We start from the raw sequence: 21,057 nt of genomic DNA on the forward strand, positions 1-21,057 counted from the left end.
GCACCTCCCCGGCGAAGGCCGGGGTCCAGTTGGAGGACTTCGCTGACGAAGGGCAGGGCCCAGTTACTGCGACCTTTCCACCTGGGCCCCGGCCTTCGCCGGGGAGGTGCACCGATTTGAGTCCTGAGCGCTCGCACTGCCGCCAGCGTGAGTGCTGCCCTCGGTCTTTCTAGCACAAACGAAAAGGGCCGGAGGTTTCCCCCCGGCCCTTCTGCGTTTCCGAACCAGCGCGCCGCGGCAAAGCCGCGTCGTCGGACCTCGCTTGAGCGAGGCCGGCCGAGCGCCTTAGGCTCAGCCGGCTTCGCCTTTGCTGGCCTCAGGCGCTCTGCTTAGCCCGGCTAGCCCGCTTGCGCTCGTTCGCGTCCAGGAAGCGCTTGCGCAGGCGGATCGACTTCGGCGTGACTTCGACCATCTCGTCGTCGTCGATGTACGCGATCGCCTGCTCCAGCGTTGCGCGCTTCGGCGGAGACAGGCGGACCTGGTCGTCCTTGCCGCCGCTCGCGCGGAAGTTGGTCAGCGCCTTGGTCTTCATCGGGTTGACCTCGAGGTCGTCCGGCTTGGCGTTCTCGCCGACGATCATGCCCTCATAGAGAGCCTCGCCGTGGCCCACGAACAGGATGCCGCGCTCTTCGAGCGGACCCAGTGCGTAGTTGTTCGCCTCGCCCGAGCCGTTCGAGATCAGCACGCCGTTCTTGCGGCCTTCGATCGCGCCCTTGTGCGGACCGTACTTCTCGAACAGCCGGTTCATGATGCCCGTGCCGCGCGTGTCGGACAGGAACTCGCCATGATAGCCGATCATCCCGCGCGACGGTGCCGAGAAGGTGATGCGGGTCTTGCCGCCGGTCGACGGACGCATGTCGGTCAGCTCGGCCTTACGCGTGTTCATCTTCTCGACGACGGTGCCCGAATGCTCCTCGTCGACGTCGATGATGACGGTCTCGTACGGCTCGGTCTTCTTGCCGTTCTCGTCCTCGCCGAACAGCACGCGCGGACGCGAGATGCCCAGCTCGAAGCCTTCGCGGCGCATCGTCTCGATCAGCACGCCGAGCTGAAGCTCGCCGCGGCCGGCGACTTCGAAGCTGTCCTTGTCGGCCGCCTCGGTCACCTTCACGGCAACGTTCGACTCGGCTTCGCGGAACAGGCGCTCGCGGATCATGCGGCTCGTCACCTTGCTGCCCTCGCGGCCCGCCATCGGCGAGTCGTTCACGGCAAAACGCATCGACAGCGTGGGGGGATCGATCGGCTGCGCGTGCAGCGGCTCGGTCACCGTGATGTCGGCGATCGTGTCGGCAACCGTGGCGACCGAGAGACCTGCGAGCGAGATGATGTCGCCGGCCTTGGCTTCGTCGACCGGCACGCGGTCGAGACCGCGGAACGACATGATCTTCGAGGCGCGACCGGTCTCGATGATCTTGCCGTCGTTATCGAGCGCGTGGATCGCCTGGTTGGTCTTCACGGTACCCGAATTGACGCGACCGGTAAGGACGCGGCCGAGGAACGGATCGCGGTCGAGCAGCGTGACGAGGAAGGTGAACGGCACGCCCGCGACTTCCACGGCGGGCGGCGGCACGTGCTTCACGATCGTCTCGAACATCGGGATCAGCGTGCCTTCGCGCGCGTCCATGTCGGTCGACGCATAGCCGTTGCGGCCCGATGCGTAGAGCACGGGGAAGTCGAGCTGGTCGTCGTTCGCGTCGAGCGACACGAACAGGTCGAACACTTCGTCGAGCACTTCCTGGATGCGCGCGTCGTTACGATCGACCTTGTTGACGACGACGATCGGCTTCAGGCCGAGTGCCAGCGCCTTGCCGGTGACGAACTTGGTCTGCGGCATCGCGCCTTCCGACGAATCGACCAGCAGGACGACGCCGTCGACCATCGACAGGATGCGCTCGACTTCGCCGCCGAAATCGGCGTGGCCGGGCGTGTCGACGATGTTGATGCGGATGCTCTCGGACTCGCCGGGAGGGGTCCAGTCGACCGAGGTCGGCTTGGCGAGAATGGTGATGCCACGCTCTTTTTCGAGGTCGTTCGAATCCATTGCGCGCTCTTCGACGCGCTGGTTGTCGCGGAAGGTGCCGGACTGGCGGAAGAGCTGGTCGACCAGCGTCGTCTTGCCGTGATCGACGTGCGCAATGATCGCCACGTTGCGGAGGCTCATGAATGTATTCTCTTGATCGAGGAACGGGGTTGGCGCGCGCCATAGCGTAATTGTTGCGCCGCGGGAAGACGCAGCGGCATTTCGTCACCTTTAGAGGGAACCTCCGCGGCGCTTGTATGTTCCGGCGGCGAGAATAGCACGAGGATCGCGGACCGCCAGCATTGCCCTCAGCGCGGCGCGTTTGTCGGGCGCGGCGGCATAGTAACGCTGCCAGATCCTCAGCCCCATCCAATAGCCGAGTTCGGGCGGCCAGCCGGCGGGCGGCGTGGAGTAGTTGCCGATCCAGCGGGCGTACGCCTTGGCTTCGGGCGAGCCTTCCTCGGGGTCGTCCTTGTCGGTGAGCTTGCGGGTGAGCGCGATGTCGGCCAGCATCTGGCGCCAGAGTTCCCCTTCGCGCGGTGTGGCCCAAGCGGCGCGGGCGGCGTCGGGCTCCTCGCCGGTGACGAGTTGCGCGATGAAGTCGGCGGCGCCCTCGACCAGGATCGCGGTGAGCAGCGGGTCGCGGGCGAGCGTCATGCCAGCGTCCTGCTGGAAGGAATGCACCGTCTCGTGCGCGAAGAAATGCCGCAGCGTCTGGCGGAGCTTCTCGGGCGTCGGCGACATGCGGCACAGCACCTCGAGCCCGAGCACCTGCGCGCCGGGCTTGGCGGTGCCGCCGGAGGTGTTCGCGCCGAAGACTATATAGACTTGCGGGAGCTTCACGTCGGCGAGTGCGCCGTGGAGGCCGAGATAGATCGAGCGGAGATCGGCGGTCGCGGCCTTGGCGGCGGGGAGGCAGGTCTTGATCGCCTGCGCATAGCGGGTGGGGTTGGCGGCGATGGCGCGCGCGAGATTGTCCGCGTCGACGATCCGGCCGGGGGTGAAGACGCCGATCCCGAAACTGCCCTTGTCGAGATACTCGCGTTTCAGCTGCGCGGCGGTGGGCTTGCTTTTGGTCTTGGCGAAGAGGGTCGCGAAGCGGTCGGCGTCTTCGGTGTGGATCGTGGCGGTGAGCGGGTCGGCTGGCGGAGGACGATTCGTCGCGGCCGCGGGGAGGAGCGCGAGCGCGAGGATCAGCGGGCGGAGCATGGTGCACAGCGTATCGTGTGTTTGCGGGGGCGCCAGAGCGGATATCGCAATCCTCCCCCGCCAGGGGGAGGTGTCGCCGAAGGGGACGGAGGGGGAGGACACGGAGCAGAGGTTGGCGCGTGCCTCCCCCTCCGTCAGGCTGACGCCTGCCACCTCCCCCTTGCGGGGGAGGATCGTGAGGTGGCGGCGACCTGCAACGCCCCGCCTTCTATTCTACCACCCCGGCGGAGGCCGGGGCCCAATTGGCAAGGTGGCAATAACGACGTGCCGCCATCCGTTAGCAACGTTCCCCAACTGGGCCCGGCCTCCGCCGGGGTGGTGCTGACAATTCCAGTCATCCCCGCGCAGGCGGGGACCCATATTCTCCGGAGGCTGGTGACTTTATCTCGAGGCCAGCCAGTATGGATCCCCGGCTGCGCGGGGATGACTAGGGTGGTGTCAGAACCCCTCCAGCACGATCTTCCCCTTGGCCGTGTGGCTCTCGATTCGCTCATGCGCCCGCCGCAAATTCGCCGCGTCGATCCGCCCGAAATTCTCCGCCAACGTCGTCCGGATCGTGCCCGCATCCACCAGCCGGGCGACCTCGTCGAGCAACTTGCCCTGCTCGCCCATGTCCGCGGTCTGGAACAGCGAGCGCGTGTACATCAGTTCCCAGTGCACCGAGATCGACTTCTGCTTGAGCGGCACGATGTCGAGCGTCTTCGGATCGTCGATCAGCGCGAGCCGACCCTGCGGCGCCAGGAGCTCCCCGATCTCGGCGATGTGCTCGTCGGTATGCGTCGTCGAGAACACGAACCCCGGCGCGCCGAGCCCGAGCGCCTCGACCTGCGCGGCGAGCGGCTTGCGGTGGTCGATCACGTGATGCGCGCCGAGCTCCTCAACCCAGCCACGCGTCTCGTCGCGCGACGCGGTGGCGATCACCGTCAGGTCGGTGAGCTGCCGCGCGAGCTGGATCGTGATCGAGCCGACCCCGCCTGCCCCGCCGATGATCAGGAGCGCGTTCGCCGCACCGGGGACGGGTTTGCGCACGTCGAGCCGGTCGAACAGCGTCTCCCACGCGGTGACCGACGTCAGCGGCAGCGCCGCCGCCTGCGCCCAGTCGAGCGACGTCGGCTTGTGGCCGACGATGCGTTCGTCGACGAGATGATATTCGGAATTGGTACCGGGGCGGTCGATCGCGCCCGCGTAGAACACTTCGTCACCTACCGCGAACCCGGTCACGTCCGGGCCAACCGCGACGACGACGCCCGATGCGTCCCAGCCCAGCACCTGCGGCTTGCCGTCCGGATCCTCGCGACGCTGGCGGATCTTGGTGTCGACCGGATTGACCGACACCGCCTTCACCTCGACCAGCAGGTCGCGACCGGTCGCCTCGGGCTTGGGGAGGTCGAGGTCGACGAGCGACTGCGGATCGTCGATCGGGAGCGACTTGGTATAGCCGATGGCGCGCATGCTGGAACTCCTGTGATGTCGCCGACAAGCTGTCCACGCGGCCGCCCGGTTTCAAGGAGAGCTGTTGGCAAGCCTGAGTGTATTATCTATATACGCCACTTGAACGCGGGGCGGGTTGCAGCCACGATGCCCCACCGAACGGAGACACGAGCATGGCGACGACCCCGAACACGCTGACGGAAGAGCCGGGCCTGGTGCTGACCCCGCCCGATCCGGTGCCCACGGTTGCGGCCGCGAAGGCGTCCGGGCTGGTGCCCGTCGATGCCGGCGTGAAGTCGCAACTGGAGGAGCGCGTGTCGGGCTTCGTCACCGATCTCGTCGCGCAGGACGTCAATTCGCCCGAATTTGGCAAGCGCGTCGATGCGATCACCGCGATGGGCGCGAAGGAAATCCGCGACGCCGCCGGCCAGTCGAACCGCTTTCTCGATCGCCCGGTCAAGGCGATGGATCAGGAGACCGGCGTCGGCAAGGATCTCGCCGAGCTGCGCCGCGTCGTCGAGGATCTCGATCCCGGCAAGAAGGGCAACCTCACCGCGCCGCAGAAGCTGTTCGGGATCATCCCGTTCGGTGGCAAGATGCGCAATTATTTCGACGGCTATAAATCGTCGCAGACGCACATCGCGCAGATCCTGAAGAGCCTCGGCTCGGGCAAGGACGAGCTGCTGATGGACAATGCCGCGATCGATACCGAGCGCGCGAACCTGTGGGCGGCGATGGGTCGGCTCGAACAGATGATCCATCTGTCGAAGACGATGGACGCCAAGCTGGAGGACGTCGCCAACGACCTCGACCACAGCGATCCCGCCAAGGCGAAGGCGATCCGCGAAACCGCGCTGTTCTATACGCGCCAGCGCACGCAGGACCTGCTGACGCAGATGGCGGTGACCGTGCAGGGCTATCTCGCGCTCGACCTGGTCAAGAAGAACAATGTCGAGCTGGTGAAAGGCGTCGATCGCGCCTCGACCACGACCGTCTCGGCGCTGCGCACCGCGGTGACGGTGGCGCAGGCGCTAACCAACCAGAAGCTGGTGCTGGAGCAGATCACCGCGCTCAACACGACGACCGCGAACATCATCGATTCGACCGGCAAGCTGCTCAAATCGCAGACCGCGCAGATCCATGAACAGGCCGCCTCGGCGACGATTCCGCTGGAGACGCTGCAACGCGCGTTCCAGAACATCTACGACACGATGGATGCGATCGACGTGTTCAAGCTGAAGGCGCTCGATTCGATGAAGGTCACGGTCGGCGCGCTGTCGAACGAGGTCGATAAATCTCGTGGGTATATTGCGCGTGCTGAAGGGGCCACCCAAGGCCAGCTCGGCGAACCTGCGGCCAGCCCGTTCAAGCTGGAGGCGATGTAACCCTCGTGAGCGAAGTCGACGACGCCATCGCCAGCGCCCGCGCCTCCTGGTCGCGCATTTCCGACGACCGGACGGGCACCGTCATCGCACGCTCGCCATCGCGGGGGCGCGCACGGCAGACGCAGGCGATCGGGAAGCGGCTGACCCGGATCGCGGTCGCCGACGTGTCGATCCTGATCGCAGCGATGGTGATCGGCTGGATCGTGCCGCTCGGGATCGGCGGCGCGATGCTGGTGATGGCGCTGCTGGTCGCCGCCACCGTGCTGTTCGCGGTCTGGCCCGCGGAACGCGCGCCGACGCCCGAGCGGCTCGCGGCGATCGACATCCGCGCTCTCCCAGCGCAGACCGAACGCTGGCTGGAGGCACAACGCCCCGCCCTCCCCGCACCGGCGATGACTTTGGTCGACCGGATCGGCTTACGACTCGAAACGCTGACCCCGCAGCTTGCTACGCTCGACGCGAATACGCAGGAAGCGGTCGACGTGCGGAAGCTGATCGGCGAGCAATTGCCGGCGTTCGTCAAGGATTACGAGAAGGTCCCGGCGTCGCTCCGCACCACGCCGCGCAACGGTCGCTCGCCCGACGCCGAGCTGGTCGACGGCCTGAAGCTGATCGAACAGGAAATCGGCGAGATGACCGCGCGTTTAGCGCAGAGCGACCTCGACAATCTGTCGACCCGCGGGCGCTTCCTGGAGATGAAGTACAAGGATTGAGACGGTGAAGCGCACGCGGCTCAGCGTCTGCCGCCGCAAGGCGCGGTTCGTTTCCGAAGCAGATGCGCTGGTGGTGGCAAACACCGGCCGCGTGCCGCTAAGGGCGTATCGGTGCGACCGGTGCCTGCATTTTCACCTGACAAGCCGGACGAAAGGCAGACGCGTTTTCTTAGCGTATCGGTAATTATCGCCCAATTGCTGACGTAACGGTACGCAATTCGCACGCCCAAAAGCGGACATTCGTTCAACAAGATGATTCCCGATTTTCGATCTTCGATCTTCGAGTTGCAATCTGGGGAAAGGGCAATCGGGAACAGATTTTGCAAAAGCAGGTGCCCCGCGCGACCGTTGGCGCGGTCGCCCGGGCGACTGTCCCGCTAAGGGTTCCTGTCCGAGAAGAGTTCAAAGTGAAAGAAGCACTATGAAGATCATGTTCGCATGCTGCTGGCGTCGGTTGCAGCCGGGGCGCAGACCGAAAGGGCGCAAGCACCGCCCAGTGAGAGTGCAGCAATGAACGACGCCGCAAACGTAATTGCCGTGGACCACACAGGTTTCGCTGTCTCGTCTTTGGACGAAGCCGTTCGGTTTTGGACGGGAGCGCTCGGTTTCACACTGGAGCGGCAATCGGAGATGGGGCGCGACTTCCTGCATCAGGTGACAGGTGTCGATGATCCGAGTGTGAAAACGGCGATCGTCAGGGCATCAAACGGCTATGTTGTCGAACTGTTGCAATATTCAAGAGGCCACCAGCACGGGGCGGTGCCTTCCAACGCGGGAACGATCGGAGCGGCCCACCTGGCGCTGACCGTGAAGGATATTCATGCGGCTATTACCCGCGTCGAGGCAGCAGGATGGAAGGCCAAGGGTAGTCCGCTGCCGATCGCGGGTGGTCCCCGGAAGGGTACGTTGGTGGCATACGTTTCAGGCCCCGATCATATCACGATAGAGCTTATGCAGCCGCCGGCCCGTTGATGAGCCTGCGGAAGTTTTCCCGCTTCACCATCGTTTGCGAGAGGACGCTAATCTGCGGAGGTGCTACCGTTCGTCGTCAGATAGAATCGGCATAAGAGGCTCGTGATGGCGTTACGGCATCGACTAATCGGCAAGGCGGCTCGCCTCGTTTGGAAAGTTACCAAGCCGCGAACCATCGGCGTCCGGGCAGTTCTTTTGGATCAAGACGACCGCATAGCGCTCGTTCGCCATACCTACACCGATGCCTGGTATCTTCCAGGTGGCGGGGTCAAAAAGGGGGAGAGCATCGAAGCAGCACTGCTTCGAGAACTCGAAGAGGAGGTCGCGGTTGTAGGCCCAAAGATCGAACGTGTGCTTGGCGTCTATCACAGTCAACGCGAGGCAAAGGACGATCACATCATCATCTATGCTGCGCGAACTGTTTCAGATGCCTCAAGCAATTTGCCGAAGGCCGATTTCATGGAAATAGAGGAAGCGCGATGGTTTCCGCTCGATCAAGTACCCGCTTCCACGTCGGCTGCTACGGTTCGTCGCATTGGTGAATATCGATCCGGGGCGACGGGCAGCGGCGCTTGGTAGGTTACTGGGTTCCGGCGAACCGGATTCCCATTCCCCGATCATTTTCGGGAAAGTCGGCGCCGCACAATGTCAGCTATCGGCATCAGCCTCCGCGTAAGCGGACGGGCTGCCTTCCTTCCCATAATCGCCGTCACGCCAACACGGTGCGCGCTCGATCCGCCAATCGCTCAACTGCTGCCGCCTGTATTCCAGGCTTACAGGTCAGCACACCGAACGCCTGCGGCCTTGGCTTATTAAACACCAGTGGCGCACCCAACGCGTCGCTCACCACCGCCCCCGCTTCGCTCGCGACCAGCACGGCGGCGGCGATGTCCCATTCGTTGCCCCAGCGCAGCGTGGCGACGAGGTCGGCTTCGTCGGCGGCAACCATGGCTATGCGTAGAGCGATCGAATTGGGTTTGTGGACCATGACGAGGTCTCGGTCGGCTTTGGGGAGGGCGTCGACGGGCGTGCGGCTACCGGGGAAGTCGGTTCGGTTTCCGGCCTTTAACGGCACGCCGTTGCGGGTTGCGCCCTGCCCCGCCACCGCGTGCCAGCGTTCGTCGCGGGACGGCGCTTCGAGGATGCCGATCACCGGCTTGCCACGGTCGACCAGCGCGACCGAAACGCACCAACCGGGTCTTGCGCGGATATAGTCGCGCGTTCCGTCGATCGGGTCGACCACCCAGAGCAGGTCGTGCGCGAGGCGGTCGGCGTTGTCGGCGGTTTCCTCTGAGAGCCAGCCGGCCTCGGGGAGCAGAGTCGACAGGCGCGCCTTGAGCATCCGGTCGATCGCGATGTCGAGTTCGCAGACCGGGCTGCCGGGGGTCTTTTCCCAGCGCTGAAAATCGGTGTCGAAGCGGTCGTGCGCCATCGCGCCCGCCTCCATGGCGATCTTCGCGACGGCGTCGGCCATCGCGCGCAGCCATTCGGGCGACCGTTCCGGCCCGCGAAACCGGTCAGCCACTCGCCACCGTCATGCCCTCCACGCGGAGGGTCGGCACGTTGACGCCGTAGCGGAATTCGAGGTCGTTGGCGGGGGTCATCGCGAGGAACATATCCTTGACGTTGCCGGCGATCGTGAACTCGGCGACCGGCGTGGTGATCTGGCCGTTCTTGATCCGGAAGCCTGCCGCGCCACGGCTGTAATCGCCGGTCACGCCGTTCGCGCCGCCGCCCATGAGTTCGGTGACGTAGACGCCCGATTCTATGTCGGCGATCAGCGTTTCGAGGGGTACGTGGCCCGGCTCCATGAACACGTTGCTGGTCGATACGCCGGGCCCGCCGCCGACACCGCGCGCGGCGTGACCGGTGGGTTCGAGGCCGAGCTGGCGCGCCGAGGCGGAGTCGAGCAGCCAGCGTTCGAGCATGCCGTCCTCGATGATGTCGCTCGGCGAGACGGGCAGGCCTTCGCCGTCAAACGGTCGCGAGCGCAGGCCGTGCGGACGGTGCGGATCGTCGCGGATGGTGATGCCGTGCGCGAAAACCTGGCTGCCGAGCGAATCGAGCAGGAAGCTGGTCTTCCGCGTGATCGCCTGGCCCGAGATCGCGCCCAGCATGTGGCCGACGAGCGATCCGCCGACGCGGCGGTCGTATACGATCGTCGTGGGGCCGCTGACGAGACGGCCCGGATTGAGCCGCGCGACCGCTTGTTCGCCAGCGCGGCGGCCGATCGCTTCGGGCGATTCGAGGTGCGCGCGGAGGCGGGCACTGCTGTGCGCGTAATCGCGCTGCATGCCGCCGCCTTCACCCGCAAGCACGCTGGCCGACACGCCGTAGCCGGTCGCGGCATAGGCGCCGGCGAAGCCGTGGCTGGTGGCCAAGGCCCAGACGCTGCGCGAGGCGCTGGCGCCGCCGCCTTCGCTGTTCGAGACGCCAGGGACGGCGCGGGCGGCATCCTCAGCCTCCAGCGCGGCGTCGCGAAGTTGCTCGGGGCTGGCTTCGCCGCCGTCGTCGAGGCCGAGCATCGGGGTGATCCCGTGGAGGAGGCGGTCGGCGGGGGCGAGGCCGGCCCAGGGGTCTTCCGGTGCTTCGCGCGCCATCGCGACCGCGCGTTCGACCAGCGCGTCCATCGCCGCGGTCGACAGGTCGGAGGTGGAGACGCTGGCGGAGCGCTGGCCGACGAACACGCGCAGGCCGAGGTCCTCGCTCTCGGAACGGCCGATATCCTCGAGCTTGCCGAGGCGGATCGACACGTCGAGCGCGGCGTCGGCGGCGAAGACTGCGTCGGCGGCGTCGGCACCCGCCGCCCTCGCGCGTTGGACGATGTCGTGGGCGCGGTCGCGGGCTTGGTCTGGGGTCAGCATATCAGCGACTTAAGGATGCAGGCTCGTGCCGACAACCACGCAGGCGAGGAACATGAGCAGTCCGGCGAAACGGTTGGCGCGGAAGCGGGCGAGTGCGGCGGTGCCTGCGCCCTCGTGCGTGTCGGGTTTGAGCGTGACGACCTGCCAAGCGAGGTGGAGTGCGACGGGGACGAGCGCGGCGATCGCGAGCGGGTCGGGGCGGACTTGCCAGAAGGCTGCGGCCCAGAGCGCGACGGCGGCGACGTAGAAGATGCCGACGCCGGCCTTCACATGGCTACCCATGCGGAGCGCGGACGAGCGGATGCCGATCATCGCATCGTCCTCACGGTCCTGCAGCGCGTAGATCGTGTCGTAGCCGATCACCCACGCGATCGACCCGGCGTAGAGCAGCCACATCGGCGTATCGAGCGCGCCGGCGATGTCGCTCCAGCCGACCAGCAACGCCCAGGAGAAGACAATCCCGAGCCACGCCTGCGGCCACCAGGTGATGCGCTTCATGAACGGGTAGGCGGCCACCGGCGCGAGGCTGGCGAGCGCGACGATCGCGGCAAAGAAGGTGAGTTGCAGGAGGACGACGAACCCGATCAGGCAGAGCGCGACGAGCCAGACCCAGGCGAGCTTTATCGACACGAGCCCGCTCGGGATCGGCCGCGCGCGGGTGCGGGAGACCTGCGCGTCGAGGTCGCGGTCGACGATGTCGTTGAAGACGCACCCGGCGCCACGCATCGCGATGCTGCCGAGCAGGAGCCAGAGGATCAGGTCCCAGCGCTCGACTGCGCCACCGGCGAGTGCGACGCCCCAGGCGCCTGGCCAGAACAGCAGCCACCAGCCGATCGGGCGGTCGAAGCGGGCGAGGAGGGCCAAGCCGCGGAGCGTTGGCGGGAGACGGCCGACCAAGCCCTTATGCTCGCTGTCGGGGACGATTTCCGCGTGGCTCGGCTTGGTCTGCATGGCGGAGGCGTAGGAAGACGGGGTTTGGCGCGCAAGCCTTTGCCGGGTACCGGTGGGGCGTGACGCTTTCAGACCCTCTCGCATGATCGGCCTTTCGGTCGCGGTCGGGCGCTTCGTCGAGGCATTGTTCTGGGGGATTTTTCGCGTCGCGGGCGCAGTCGCGGGGGTGTTGATCTTTGGCGTTGTGGTGTTGGTTGTTGCGTGGGTGGTGGCGCGGAAGATGTGGGTGCGGCGTAAACGGTGAGCGAGTTCCGCATATTAGCCTCCCCGGCGGAGGCCGGGGTCCAGTTGGGCAAAGTTGCTAAACCGGAGATCGCGCTCCGTCATTAGGGCCTTTCCACCTGGGCCCCGGCCTCCGCCGGGGAGGTGTATACTCAAGACTCTTCTCGAGCTTCGCCCCTCCCGCGGCGCGACATGATTTGCTAGGACGCCCCCATGCCTGCAACTCCCGCCTGGCCGCCGCAGTCCACGCCGCGCCTTTTCGTCGATCGCCTCCTCGCGCCTGGTCCGCTTCACGTCGATGACCCCGCCGCGCATTACCTCGTCGGCGTGATGCGGATGAAGATCGGCGATCCGGTGAAGCTGTTCGACGATCGAACCGGGGAATGGCTCGGCGTCGCAGCGAGCGTCGGGAAGCGGGATCTAATGCTCGACGTCACCGAATTGCTGCGGCCGCGTGAGGACGTGCCGGATCTGTGGCTGTGTGCCGCGCCGCTCAAGAAGGGCCGCGTCGACTGGATGGCGGAGAAGGCGTGCGAACTGGGCGTCGCGCGGCTTGTGCCGGTGGTCACGCGGCGGACGATCGTCGACAAGCCCAATACCGAGCGCCTGCGCACGCAGATGATCGAGGCGGCCGAGCAATGCGGGCGCACCGCGCTGCCCGAGGTCGCCGAGCCGGTGAAGCTCGCGGCGTTACTGCGCGACTGGGCCGGGGACCGCGCGCTGTTCTTTGCGGATGAGACCGGCGGCGTACCGGCTTTGGAAGCGATGCGGACGCGTCCCGGTCCGGCGGCGATCCTAATCGGTCCCGAAGGCGGCTTCGATGCGGACGAACGCGAGGCGATCCGCGCGCATCCGAATGCGGTCGGGATCGGGCTGGGGCCGCGGATCCTTCGCGCCGAAACCGCGGCAGGGGCGGCCGTTGCCTTGTGGATGGCGGCGGCGGGAGATTGGCGCGGCGAATGATCGATACGACATTGCTACCGATTGGTCCGGATACCCTCTAGCACCCTCGTTCATCGACGCGTAAGGCGCGGCGATGACGACGATTCCCGCTCCGAAAAAGACCAGCCCGACGATCGAGTCGCGCGACCAGTTGATCGCCAGCTTCGCGGGCGGCGAAAAGCCGAAGGACGCGTGGCGGATCGGCACCGAGCACGAGAAGTTCGTCTATGCGAACGGCGATCACCACGCGCCGTCCTATGACGAGCCGAGCGGCATCCGCGCGTTGCTCGGCGAACTGGAGCAATATGGCTGGAAGCCGGTCATGGAGGGCGGAAACGCAATCGCCATGTCGGGGCCCGACGGCAGCATCAGCCTGGAGCCCGCGGGCCAGTTCGAACTGTCCGGCGCACCGCTCGATTCGCTGCACGAGACTTGCGCGGAGACCGGACGCCATCTGGAGCAGGTGAAGGCGGCGGGCGAGAAGCTCGGCATCGGCTTTCTCGGGCTCGGCATGTGGCCGGACAAGACGCGTGCCGAACTGCCGACGATGCCCAAGGGGCGCTATGCGATCATGCTGCGGCACATGCCGCGCGTCGGCAGCATGGGGCTCGACATGATGCTGCGGACCTGCACGATCCAGGTGAACCTGGACTACGCGTCCGAGGCGGACATGGTGAAGAAATTCCGCGTCGGGCTCGCGCTCCAGCCGCTCGCGACCGCGCTGTTCGCGAACTCGCCGTTCACGGAAGGGCGGCCCAACGGCATGCTGTCGTATCGCAGCCATATCTGGTCGGACACCGATCCGCATCGCACGGGCATGCTGCCGTTCGTGTTCGAGGATGGCTTCGGCTACGAGCGCTACGCCGAGTACGCGCTCGATGTGCCGATGTATTTTGTCTACCGCGAGGGCAAGTATATCGACGCCGCTGGCCTCTCGTTCCGCGATTTCCTGAAGGGCGAATTGTCGGTGCTGCCGGGCGAGAAGCCGACGCTCGACGACTGGACCGATCATCTGTCGACCGCGTTCCCCGAGGTGCGGTTGAAGACCTTTCTGGAGATGCGCGGGGCGGATGGCGGACCTTGGAACCGGATCTGCGCGCTGCCCGCCCTTTGGGTCGGATTGCTGTACGATCAGGGTGCGCTCGATGCGGCGTGGGACCTGGTCAAGGACTGGACGATCGACGAGCGCCAGGCGTTGCGCGATGCGGTGCCGAAGCGCGCGCTGAACGCGCCGATCGCGGGCGGCGGGAAGCTGCACGACATCGCGGGACAGGTGCTCGACATCGCTGGTGCCGGGCTTTCGGCTCGGGCGCGGTTCAACCGGGCGGGCGACAACGAGACCGGCTTCCTCGATCCGCTACGCGAGATCGTCCGCAGCGGCAAGGTGCCGGCGGAAGTGTTGCTGGAGCGCTATAACGGTGCCTGGAACGGTGACGTCTCGAAGGTCTACGACGAAGCCAGCTTCTGATTGCTCCCCTCCCGTTTACGGGAGGGGTCGGGGGAGGGCTTGGCCGCGGACGTCGCGCTAGGGGCGTAGAACAGCCCCTCCCCTAACCCCTCCCGCAAGCGGGAGGGGGATTAGCCGCGCAACCTTGCGAACAGCCGGGGCACCAGGCCGTTGCGCGACATCCAGTCGAAATACGCGCGATAGTCCGGGTCGAGCTTCAGATGCCGCTCCTCGGTCTTCGCGCGCCAGTAATACACGCCGCTGACCGCCGCCATCAGCAGCGTCGCACGGGCCGCGTCGACCATGCTGCCGAGCGTCAGCACCGGGATCGTCGATATCCACCAGAACAGGTTCTTCGACAGATACGCCGGATGCCGCGACACCGCATACGGCCCATGCGTCAGGATCCCCCGGTTGGTCAGGTTCGAAAAGCGGAAGCCGAACGCCATCGTCGCCCAGGCGTAGATCGCGGTCAGCCCGACCAGGATCGCGCCGATCAGCGCCAGCAGGATCGGATGCCCCTGGAACCAGTATGCCCAGTCCGACGTGCCCGGATGATAATCGAGCGGCCCACCCGTGGTCATCAGAATGAACGGCGGATAGCACATGAGCGCCGGCATCCAGGCCGCGGCGAACGGATTGGCGCTGCGAATATGCGAATCGAGCGGGCGGAACGTGAGCAGATAGCCGACGGTTGCGAACGCCACGTCGATCAGGAACATCAACGTCACCAGCCAACCCGACAGCGCGACCGGATCACGCAACACCGACGCGACGTCGCCGCGGACGAAGTTACCGAAGCCCGGCGGGACGATCGCGAGCATGAAGGCGAGGAAGAACGTCTTCACCCCCCACGCGCGCAGATGGCCGTAGATCGCCTCGCGGTCGACACCCGCCTGCCCCGTCAGCCACGCGCCGAGATGCCAAGCGCCATCGCGCGGCTCGACGAGATAGCGGTCGATCCACAGAACATAGGGAATCGACGCGACGAACAGGATCGGTGCGGCATTGGTGAAGCACCACATCGCAAACGCGAAATTGCCTTCCCAATAAAATCGCCCGGCACCGTAGATCACCGCGATCGCCGCCCACGTCGCCCACAGCCCGGCGAGCTTCGTCAGGCTCAGGTCCGGCGTTTCGCGCCAGAGCTTGGCGGCGGACCAGTCGATCCCGGTACTGGGATTGCGATGAACCTTGTCGACCAGCAAAGACCAGGCGATCATCGGCAGCCCGCACGCCGCGACGTTGACCAGCGCCGAATAGGGCCCATCCATGCCGTAGTGTCGCGCGAACCCGATCCAGACTAGCACGCCAACGAGTCCCGACACCCCCGCGCCGTGACTGACCGCCGACTGCGGACGAGGGTCGGTCTCGGCCGTACTGGCAAGCTGAACGTCTTGATCCATGGCGGTGATCAGTAGCGCGGATTGGTAATCAAGCCATGAAACATGTTGCCGCCGATGTTCGGGTAATCCGCCAGATGATTTTGGTCAGTTCGGTCGCCGCCCTGTCTTCGCAACGACGAGCGCGAAAGACGCCCAAACCATAGGGCCGCACCTGTTCGATTTCGGGACTTGCATGACCCCGAATTCACTCGCGAACCCCAAGTCCGCCGTTACGTTCCGGTCCAGGAGACCGCGATGTTACAAAGACTTATCGGACGTGCAAAATGCCTCATCGGCATACATCGCCGGTCTCGCAGACATACGATCTTCAGAGGCAGGGGCGAAGACACCAGTATCTGTCGCTATTGCAGGACACCGATGCGCAGCACCCCCGCAGGCTGGATCATCGAGAAATCGGACTGACACAGTTATAGACCGACACACAGCGCGAACGTCACTGCCAGTGGCCCGGATCGTCCCCGCGAACCGGATCGTCCGGCCGGAACTAGCATCGATCGATCGGATAGGTGGCGGAGCGGGTGGGATTCGAACCCACGATACGCTTTTGACGTATACTCACTTTCCAGGCGAGCGCCTTCGACCACTCGGCCACCGCTCCGCATTGCTCTGGAAGCGGGTCTGCTAGTGCGGGTTTCGCGCGCGCGCAAGCGATTGCGTGCGGGGACGGCCTCGGGCAGTCTGCGGGGATGTTGAATATCCTTCTCGCTGTCATGCTTGCGCAAGCCGTTCCGGCCGCCGCGACGCTCCCGTCCGATCCGGTGCCGGCGGACTGGGTTGCGGTCCCGGACGACGAACTAATGGTCTTCACCCTGGCCAATGGGCACCGGTTTACCGTGCGGCTCGCGCCTCGCTATGCGCCGGTGCACGTCGCGAACATACGCAAGTTGGCGCGGGCGCATTGGTGGGATGCTGGGACGAGCGTCTACCGATTGCAGGACAATTATGTCGCGCAATGGGGCGATGCGACCGAGAAGAAGCCGCTTGTCGCTGGCGTCGTTGCCAATCCGCCCGCGGAATATTCGCATGCCGGGCCGACGACGGTGGCGCGGCTGTCGCAGCGCGATCCTTATGCCGAATGGGCGGGGTATAGTCGCGACGGGTGGCCGCTCGCGGGCAATGGTGCGACCGAGTGGGTGCCGCATTGCTATGGTATGGTCGGCGTCGCGCGCGATCTGGCGCCGAGCACGGGGAGTGGCGCCGAGCTTTATACCGTGATCGGGCATTCGCCGCGTGCGCTGGATCGGAACATCGCGGTGGTCGGGCGGGTGATCGACGGGGTCGAGTGGCTGTCGTCGCTGCCGCGCGGGACGGAGGATTTGGGGTTCTACAAGACCGACGGCGAGCGCAGCCCGATCGTGTCCGCACGCCTTGCGAGCGAACTGCCCGCCGCCGAGCGACCGCGTTTCGAGTATCGCGCGGCGGACAATGCGCGGTTCGTGGCGTGGATCGCCTCGCGGGAGAACCGGGCGGGGCCGTTCTTCACCGTGCCTGCCGGGGGCGCCGACATCTGTGCCGCGCTGCCCCCGGTGCGCAAGGCGCCCTAGCGAATGACGGGCGGCTTGCCGAACAGGCCGGCGTTATAGTCCTCGATCGCGCGGACGATCTCTTCGCGCGTGTTCATGACGAACGGGCCGTGGGAGACGACGGGTTCGCCGATCGGGTCGGCGTGGCCGTAGAGGATCGTGGCGGGGGCTTCGGTCGTGATAGTGATCGTGTCGCCCTCGTTGCTGAACGTGGCGAGGTGATGCGGCTTGATCGGCGTGCCGTTAGCCGTGGGGGCGCCAGCGACGACGTAGAAGAAGACCGCGCGGCCGGTTGGGGCTGGCAGGTCGACCTTGGCGCCGGCTTCGAGTTCGACAGTCATCATCGCGACGTCGGTCAGGGATTCGATCGGGCCGCGCTGGTCTCCGAAGCTGCCCGAGATCAGGTTCACGGTGCCACCCTCGACCGGGATCGCGGGAATGTCCTCGCGCTGGAGGCCGGTATAGGCGGGCTTGGTCATCTTGAGCCGGCCGGGGAGGTTGACCCAAAGTTGCAGGATCTCGAGCGGGCCGCCGTCGCGCTTGAACGATGCGGGCGAGATTTCCGCGTGGATCAGGCCCGAACCGGCGGTCATCCACTGGACGCCGCCCGCGCGGATGACGCTCTCGTGGCCACCGCTGTCGAGATGCGTCATCTCGCCCTCGAGGATGAAGCTGACCGTCTCGAAGCCGCGGTGCGGATGCGGGCCGAACGGGAGGCCGTTATTGCCGGGACGATAGGTCTGCGGGCCGTGATGGTTGAGGAACAGGAACGGATCGACCTGCGGCAGGCCGGGACCCGGTAGCGGGCGGCGTGTCACCAAGTCGGCGATGTCATCGCGCTGGGCGGGATGCTGGTTGAGGACGTGGCGCATCTCAGGACGCCTCGCGGTCGGCAGCGGTGGGGCGGGCGATGTCGGCGAGCAGGTCGTCGATGCCGGCGACGAGGAAGTCGAGCGTGCGCTGGTCGGTCAGGCGGCCGTCGGCGATCTTCTCGTGGACCGCGCCGACGACAGCTTGTGGGCGCAGCACGGTGCGGGCGCCGATCGAGGCGAGCGTCTCGTTCAGTTGCGCGTGCGCGCGTGCGCCGCCGACTGCGCCGGGCGACGAGGTCAGAGTGAAGGCGGGCTTGCCCGTCAGCGTCGCCTTGCCATGCGGGCGTGAGGCCCAGTCGAGGGCGTTCTTCAGGACGCCGGACATTCCGTGGTTATATTCGGGGCTGGCGATGACGATCCCATCGGCCGCGCCGATTGCCGCGCGCAGGGCTGCGACGGCGGCGGGGGGCGTGTCGGTGTCGGCGTCCTGATCGTAAAGCGGAACGTCGTTCAGCGCGAACACCGTCAGCGCGGCCTTGTCGGTGATCGCTTCGCCAAGCGTGGTCAGGATCGCGGTATTGTACGAGCCGCGGCGCAGGCTGCCTGAGATCGCGAGCAGAACGGGAAGAGCCATGGGAATTCCTTTAGTTGAAGCGGTAGCCGGAGATTGCGGTTTGCAGCACGCGCTCGTTGTAGACCTGCGTACCGGGGTGATCGGAGGCGCCGGCAGCGACCATTAGCGGGAGGAGATGCTCTTCGCGGGGATGCGAGAGGCGTCCAGCGGGGGCTTCCGCCCAGCCCGCTAGCGCTGTCGCTCGGGCGGTCGGTTCGGCCTCGACCGCGGCGGTCAGCCACTGGTCGAAGGCTTCGGATGGCGCGGTGAAGCGGGGGTCGCCGTAGCCGCGCATGTTGTGGAAGCTCATGCCCGAGCCGACGATCAGGACGCCTTCGTCGCGTAAGGGGGCGAGTGCGCGGCCGGCGGCGGTGTGGAGTGCCGGGTCGAGATCGCGGTCGACCGACATCTCGACGACCGGAATGTCAGCGTCTGGGAACGCGACCTTCATGGGGATGAAGACGCCGTGATCGAGGCCGCGGGTCGGGTCGACGGTGGCGGTCAGGCCGGCGCCGCGGAGCAGGTCAACGGCGCGGGCGGCCAAAGCTGGGTCACCGGGCGCGTCGTAGCGCAACTCGTAGGTATGCGCGGGGAAGCCGCCGTAATCGTAGATCAGCGACGGCGTTGCGGCGCCGGTGAAGGCGAAGCCGCGCGTTTCCCAGTGGCCGGATACGACGAGAATAGCCTTGGGCTTTTCGGGCAGCGAGGCGGCGATCGACCGGAGGTACGCGGCCATGCCGGTCCAGTTCCCGGCGGGGTCGTTCATGAAGAAACAGGGCCCGCCACCGTGCGGGATGAAGAGCGTTGGCTGGCGGGTAATTGTCATGGTTTCGAGGTAGGCGGCGATGGCGGCGACCGGAAGGCCGCGAATGGCAACGCTGCGTTGCCGGTTGGCGCGGCGGTCAGGTCCAGTAGAGAATGCGCGCCTGCGGGAGCTTGGCGGCGATCTCGTCCTGGAAGAAGCTGCGGAGCGCGCGCATCGTGTCGGCGTCGTAGACGTATTTGACCGAGCCGAACTTGGTGCGTTTCTCGGTGCGGTTGGCCATGCTGAGGTCGAGCGACGAGCCGGGGTACCAGGTTTCGAGCACCGCCTTCGATCCGGGTGTGTAGCGGTGGGTGATCAGTTCGATCGTCACGTCGGGAACGTCGGCGAGCACCCTGCCCGCCTCCGCCAGCAATGCGCCATACGCCTCGCGCCAGCCCTCGGCGGCGATGATCGGCGCGACCGTCAGGCCGATCTTGTAGCCTGCGTCCGCCATCCTACGCAGCGCGATCAGCCGGGCGGCGACGGGGCTGGTACCGCCCTCGAAGCGCGCATAGGCGGCGGGGTTGATCGAGGCGCGCATGCAGGTGCGGCCGCGGTGGTCTAGGGTCAACAACGGCTCGACCGCGTCGAACTTGGTGGTGAAGCGCAACTGCACGTCGGCCTCCCATGCGCCGAAATGCGCGATCAGCGCCGAAAGCGATCCGGTGACGTGCTCGATGCCGAGCGGGTCGGTGTAGCAGGAGGCCTCGAACGTGGTGCCCTCATGCGCGCGGGCGGTCGAGCGCGAGGTGACAGTGCCCTGACCTAGATGTGCGGGGAGTTCGGCGAGGATCTCGGGCAGGTTGGCGTAGACACGCGTGATCGGCGGCCCCTTGAGCGAGCCGGCGAGGTAGCAATAGCCGCAATGCGCGGGGCAGCCCTCGGCGAGGTCGATCCGCCAGTCCGCGCTGGGGGCGATCGGCTGAAGCTTGCGCTTCGAGGGTGGTGCGACGACGAGCGCGAGCGTCGCCTTGGCTTCGGCATAGGCGCGGCGGGAATCGGCGGGGAAGTCGAGCTTGAGGCGGTCGCTCGGTAGCGTCGTGACGGGTACGCCAAGCGCGGTTGCACGCGCGGCAATCTCGGCACCGTGCTCCCAAGTCAGCGCGGACGGGGTCGCGAGCAGTCGCTTCGGCTGCCAGAGGCGTGAGGGTTTGGGCACTGGCATCGAACGACAACGCGCGCCTTCGGCGAAGCGTTGCGGTTATTTTACCGGGCGTTTCTCGAGCTTTCGCGCAAGCGTGCGGCGGTGCATGCCGAGGCGGCGCGCGGTCTCGGAGATGTTGAAGTCGGTTTCGGCGAGCGTGGTGTGGATACGCTCCCATTCGAGCGTCTTGATCGAGGTCGGGCGCTCGGAGAGTTCGGTGTCGACGCTGCCCTCCGTACGGTCAAACGCGGCTTCGATGTCGTCGGTGTTCGAGGGTTTGACGAGGTAGTGCGACGCGCCGAGCTTGATCGCCTCGACCGCGGTGGCGATGCTCGCGAAACCGGTGAGGACGACGACCAGGATCTCGGGGTCGTGCGCGTGGAGCGTCTGGACGCAGACGAGGCCCGACGCGCCACCCAGCTTGAGGTCGACGACCGCGTAACGGGGCGTACGCTCGGCGAGTTGCTCGACGAGTTCCTCGTGACTGGCGGCCTGCATCACCTCGTAGCCGCGGCGTTCGAACGAGCGGCGGAGCGTGCGGGCGAAGGTCTCGTCGTCCTCGACGATCGCCAGGAGTTTCGGTTCGGTTATGGCGTCC

Annotated in this window: 20 protein-coding genes and 1 tRNA gene; 8 read left to right on the top strand and 13 right to left on the bottom strand. The window is 66.3% G+C overall.

Annotated elements, in window-relative coordinates; genetic code table 11:
- Positions 1–316 precede the first annotated feature (316 nt).
- The 3 genes from typA to AC1ME3_RS04300 form a co-directional block, all read right to left on the bottom strand.
- Complete coding sequence (typA, locus tag AC1ME3_RS04290; RefSeq protein WP_480954997.1) at positions 317–2,161, bottom strand: translational GTPase TypA; 1,845 nt, start codon at positions 2,159–2,161, stop codon at positions 317–319.
- A 90-nt stretch (positions 2,162–2,251) separates the two neighbouring features.
- On the bottom strand, positions 2,252–3,229 hold the full coding sequence (locus AC1ME3_RS04295) for a DUF2268 domain-containing putative Zn-dependent protease (protein ID WP_480954998.1): 978 nt from the start codon (positions 3,227–3,229) through the stop codon (positions 2,252–2,254).
- A 438-nt stretch (positions 3,230–3,667) separates the two neighbouring features.
- Positions 3,668–4,681, bottom strand: coding sequence for a zinc-binding alcohol dehydrogenase family protein (locus AC1ME3_RS04300; RefSeq protein WP_480954999.1), 1,014 nt, complete (start codon positions 4,679–4,681; stop codon positions 3,668–3,670).
- A gap of 152 nt (positions 4,682–4,833) precedes the next feature.
- Here AC1ME3_RS04300 and AC1ME3_RS04305 point away from each other — a divergent pair, with 152 nt between their 5' ends.
- The 4 genes from AC1ME3_RS04305 (at position 4,834) to AC1ME3_RS04320 (ending at position 8,309) form a co-directional block, all read left to right on the top strand.
- Positions 4,834–6,045 (top strand): toxic anion resistance protein, encoded by a 1,212-nt coding sequence (locus tag AC1ME3_RS04305; RefSeq protein WP_480955000.1) that lies wholly within the window; start codon positions 4,834–4,836, stop codon positions 6,043–6,045.
- A gap of 5 nt (positions 6,046–6,050) precedes the next feature.
- A complete protein-coding gene (locus tag AC1ME3_RS04310) occupies positions 6,051–6,758 on the top strand; it encodes a hypothetical protein (protein WP_480955001.1) in 708 nt (235 codons plus the stop codon).
- A 510-nt stretch (positions 6,759–7,268) separates the two neighbouring features.
- Positions 7,269–7,730, top strand: a complete 462-nt coding sequence (locus tag AC1ME3_RS04315; protein WP_480955002.1) for a VOC family protein — start codon at positions 7,269–7,271, stop codon at positions 7,728–7,730.
- A gap of 105 nt (positions 7,731–7,835) precedes the next feature.
- Complete coding sequence (locus AC1ME3_RS04320) at positions 7,836–8,309, top strand: NUDIX domain-containing protein (protein WP_480955003.1); 474 nt, start codon at positions 7,836–7,838, stop codon at positions 8,307–8,309.
- A 130-nt stretch (positions 8,310–8,439) separates the two neighbouring features.
- Here the strand turns inward: AC1ME3_RS04320 and AC1ME3_RS04325 are convergent, their stop codons facing one another.
- The 3 genes from AC1ME3_RS04325 to ubiA are packed head-to-tail and all read right to left on the bottom strand — an operon-like array spanning position 8,440 to position 11,545.
- Positions 8,440–9,204: a 3'(2'),5'-bisphosphate nucleotidase CysQ gene (locus tag AC1ME3_RS04325; RefSeq protein ID WP_480955758.1), complete on the bottom strand. Its 765-nt coding sequence runs from the start codon at positions 9,202–9,204 to the stop codon at positions 8,440–8,442.
- A gap of 43 nt (positions 9,205–9,247) precedes the next feature.
- Positions 9,248–10,594 carry a TldD/PmbA family protein gene (locus AC1ME3_RS04330; protein WP_480955004.1) on the bottom strand — a complete coding sequence of 449 codons (1,347 nt, stop codon included), beginning with the start codon at positions 10,592–10,594 and terminating at the stop codon, positions 9,248–9,250.
- A gap of 9 nt (positions 10,595–10,603) precedes the next feature.
- A complete protein-coding gene (gene ubiA / locus AC1ME3_RS04335) occupies positions 10,604–11,545 on the bottom strand; it encodes a 4-hydroxybenzoate octaprenyltransferase (RefSeq protein ID WP_480955005.1) in 942 nt (313 codons plus the stop codon).
- Positions 11,546–11,627: 82 nt separating this feature from the next.
- Between ubiA and AC1ME3_RS04340 the strand changes: the two genes are divergently transcribed.
- The 3 genes from AC1ME3_RS04340 to AC1ME3_RS04350 all read left to right on the top strand — a co-directional run bounded on the left by AC1ME3_RS04340 (position 11,628) and on the right by AC1ME3_RS04350 (position 14,177).
- Entirely contained in the window at positions 11,628–11,789 is a 162-nt protein-coding gene (locus AC1ME3_RS04340; protein WP_480955006.1) for a hypothetical protein, read from the top strand.
- 191 nt (positions 11,790–11,980) lie between these two features.
- Positions 11,981–12,730 (top strand): 16S rRNA (uracil(1498)-N(3))-methyltransferase, encoded by a 750-nt coding sequence (locus AC1ME3_RS04345; RefSeq protein WP_480955007.1) that lies wholly within the window; start codon positions 11,981–11,983, stop codon positions 12,728–12,730.
- 73 nt (positions 12,731–12,803) lie between these two features.
- Positions 12,804–14,177: a glutamate--cysteine ligase gene (locus tag AC1ME3_RS04350; RefSeq protein WP_480955008.1), complete on the top strand. Its 1,374-nt coding sequence runs from the start codon at positions 12,804–12,806 to the stop codon at positions 14,175–14,177.
- 110 nt (positions 14,178–14,287) lie between these two features.
- On the opposite strand, the gene AC1ME3_RS04355 is transcribed toward AC1ME3_RS04350, so the two are convergent.
- Together AC1ME3_RS04355 and AC1ME3_RS04360 are read right to left on the bottom strand one after the other, a co-directional pair.
- Positions 14,288–15,562 carry a methyltransferase family protein gene (locus AC1ME3_RS04355; RefSeq protein ID WP_480955009.1) on the bottom strand — a complete coding sequence of 425 codons (1,275 nt, stop codon included), beginning with the start codon at positions 15,560–15,562 and terminating at the stop codon, positions 14,288–14,290.
- Positions 15,563–16,069: 507 nt separating this feature from the next.
- Positions 16,070–16,160 (bottom strand) — tRNA-Ser (locus tag AC1ME3_RS04360).
- Between the two features lie 88 nt (positions 16,161–16,248).
- On the opposite strand from AC1ME3_RS04360, the gene AC1ME3_RS04365 reads away from it, so the two are divergent.
- Positions 16,249–17,106 (top strand): peptidylprolyl isomerase, encoded by an 858-nt coding sequence (locus AC1ME3_RS04365; RefSeq protein ID WP_480955010.1) that lies wholly within the window; start codon positions 16,249–16,251, stop codon positions 17,104–17,106.
- Here AC1ME3_RS04365 and AC1ME3_RS04370 read toward each other — a convergent pair.
- From AC1ME3_RS04370 to AC1ME3_RS04390, 5 genes are all read right to left on the bottom strand, one after another.
- Positions 17,103–17,957 carry a pirin family protein gene (locus AC1ME3_RS04370; protein ID WP_480955011.1) on the bottom strand — a complete coding sequence of 285 codons (855 nt, stop codon included), beginning with the start codon at positions 17,955–17,957 and terminating at the stop codon, positions 17,103–17,105. The two genes, AC1ME3_RS04365 and AC1ME3_RS04370, sit on opposite strands and share 4 nt — an antisense overlap.
- Position 17,958: 1 nt before the next feature.
- A complete protein-coding gene (locus tag AC1ME3_RS04375) occupies positions 17,959–18,531 on the bottom strand; it encodes an NADPH-dependent FMN reductase (RefSeq protein WP_480955012.1) in 573 nt (190 codons plus the stop codon).
- A 10-nt stretch (positions 18,532–18,541) separates the two neighbouring features.
- A complete protein-coding gene (locus AC1ME3_RS04380) occupies positions 18,542–19,336 on the bottom strand; it encodes a DODA-type extradiol aromatic ring-opening family dioxygenase (RefSeq protein ID WP_480955013.1) in 795 nt (264 codons plus the stop codon).
- A 76-nt stretch (positions 19,337–19,412) separates the two neighbouring features.
- A complete protein-coding gene (locus AC1ME3_RS04385) occupies positions 19,413–20,480 on the bottom strand; it encodes a spore photoproduct lyase family protein (RefSeq protein ID WP_480955014.1) in 1,068 nt (355 codons plus the stop codon).
- A gap of 36 nt (positions 20,481–20,516) precedes the next feature.
- Positions 20,517–21,050: a response regulator transcription factor gene (locus AC1ME3_RS04390; RefSeq protein WP_056490014.1), complete on the bottom strand. Its 534-nt coding sequence runs from the start codon at positions 21,048–21,050 to the stop codon at positions 20,517–20,519.
- Positions 21,051–21,057 lie beyond the last annotated feature (7 nt).

The sequence above is a fragment of the Sphingomonas sp. BL2 genome (assembly GCF_056680015.1).

Excerpts from the sequence above, each read along its gene's own strand:
- typA (WP_480954997.1), bottom strand. The coding sequence starts at position 2,161 with ATGAGCCTCCGCAACGTGGCGATCATTGCGCACGTCGATCACGGCAAG.
- AC1ME3_RS04295 (WP_480954998.1), bottom strand. The coding sequence starts at position 3,229 with ATGCTCCGCCCGCTGATCCTCGCGCTCGCGCTCCTCCCCGCGGCCGCG.
- AC1ME3_RS04300 (WP_480954999.1), bottom strand. The coding sequence starts at position 4,681 with ATGCGCGCCATCGGCTATACCAAGTCGCTCCCGATCGACGATCCGCAG.
- AC1ME3_RS04305 (WP_480955000.1), top strand. The coding sequence starts at position 4,834 with ATGGCGACGACCCCGAACACGCTGACGGAAGAGCCGGGCCTGGTGCTG.
- AC1ME3_RS04315 (WP_480955002.1), top strand. The coding sequence starts at position 7,269 with ATGAACGACGCCGCAAACGTAATTGCCGTGGACCACACAGGTTTCGCT.
- AC1ME3_RS04320 (WP_480955003.1), top strand. The coding sequence starts at position 7,836 with ATGGCGTTACGGCATCGACTAATCGGCAAGGCGGCTCGCCTCGTTTGG.
- AC1ME3_RS04325 (WP_480955758.1), bottom strand. The coding sequence starts at position 9,204 with ATGGCCGACGCCGTCGCGAAGATCGCCATGGAGGCGGGCGCGATGGCG.
- AC1ME3_RS04330 (WP_480955004.1), bottom strand. The coding sequence starts at position 10,594 with ATGCTGACCCCAGACCAAGCCCGCGACCGCGCCCACGACATCGTCCAA.
- ubiA (WP_480955005.1), bottom strand. The coding sequence starts at position 11,545 with ATGCAGACCAAGCCGAGCCACGCGGAAATCGTCCCCGACAGCGAGCAT.
- AC1ME3_RS04340 (WP_480955006.1), top strand. The coding sequence starts at position 11,628 with ATGATCGGCCTTTCGGTCGCGGTCGGGCGCTTCGTCGAGGCATTGTTC.
- AC1ME3_RS04345 (WP_480955007.1), top strand. The coding sequence starts at position 11,981 with ATGCCTGCAACTCCCGCCTGGCCGCCGCAGTCCACGCCGCGCCTTTTC.
- AC1ME3_RS04350 (WP_480955008.1), top strand. The coding sequence starts at position 12,804 with ATGACGACGATTCCCGCTCCGAAAAAGACCAGCCCGACGATCGAGTCG.
- AC1ME3_RS04355 (WP_480955009.1), bottom strand. The coding sequence starts at position 15,562 with ATGGATCAAGACGTTCAGCTTGCCAGTACGGCCGAGACCGACCCTCGT.
- AC1ME3_RS04365 (WP_480955010.1), top strand. The coding sequence starts at position 16,249 with ATGTTGAATATCCTTCTCGCTGTCATGCTTGCGCAAGCCGTTCCGGCC.
- AC1ME3_RS04370 (WP_480955011.1), bottom strand. The coding sequence starts at position 17,957 with ATGCGCCACGTCCTCAACCAGCATCCCGCCCAGCGCGATGACATCGCC.
- AC1ME3_RS04375 (WP_480955012.1), bottom strand. The coding sequence starts at position 18,531 with ATGGCTCTTCCCGTTCTGCTCGCGATCTCAGGCAGCCTGCGCCGCGGC.
- AC1ME3_RS04380 (WP_480955013.1), bottom strand. The coding sequence starts at position 19,336 with ATGACAATTACCCGCCAGCCAACGCTCTTCATCCCGCACGGTGGCGGG.
- AC1ME3_RS04385 (WP_480955014.1), bottom strand. The coding sequence starts at position 20,480 with ATGCCAGTGCCCAAACCCTCACGCCTCTGGCAGCCGAAGCGACTGCTC.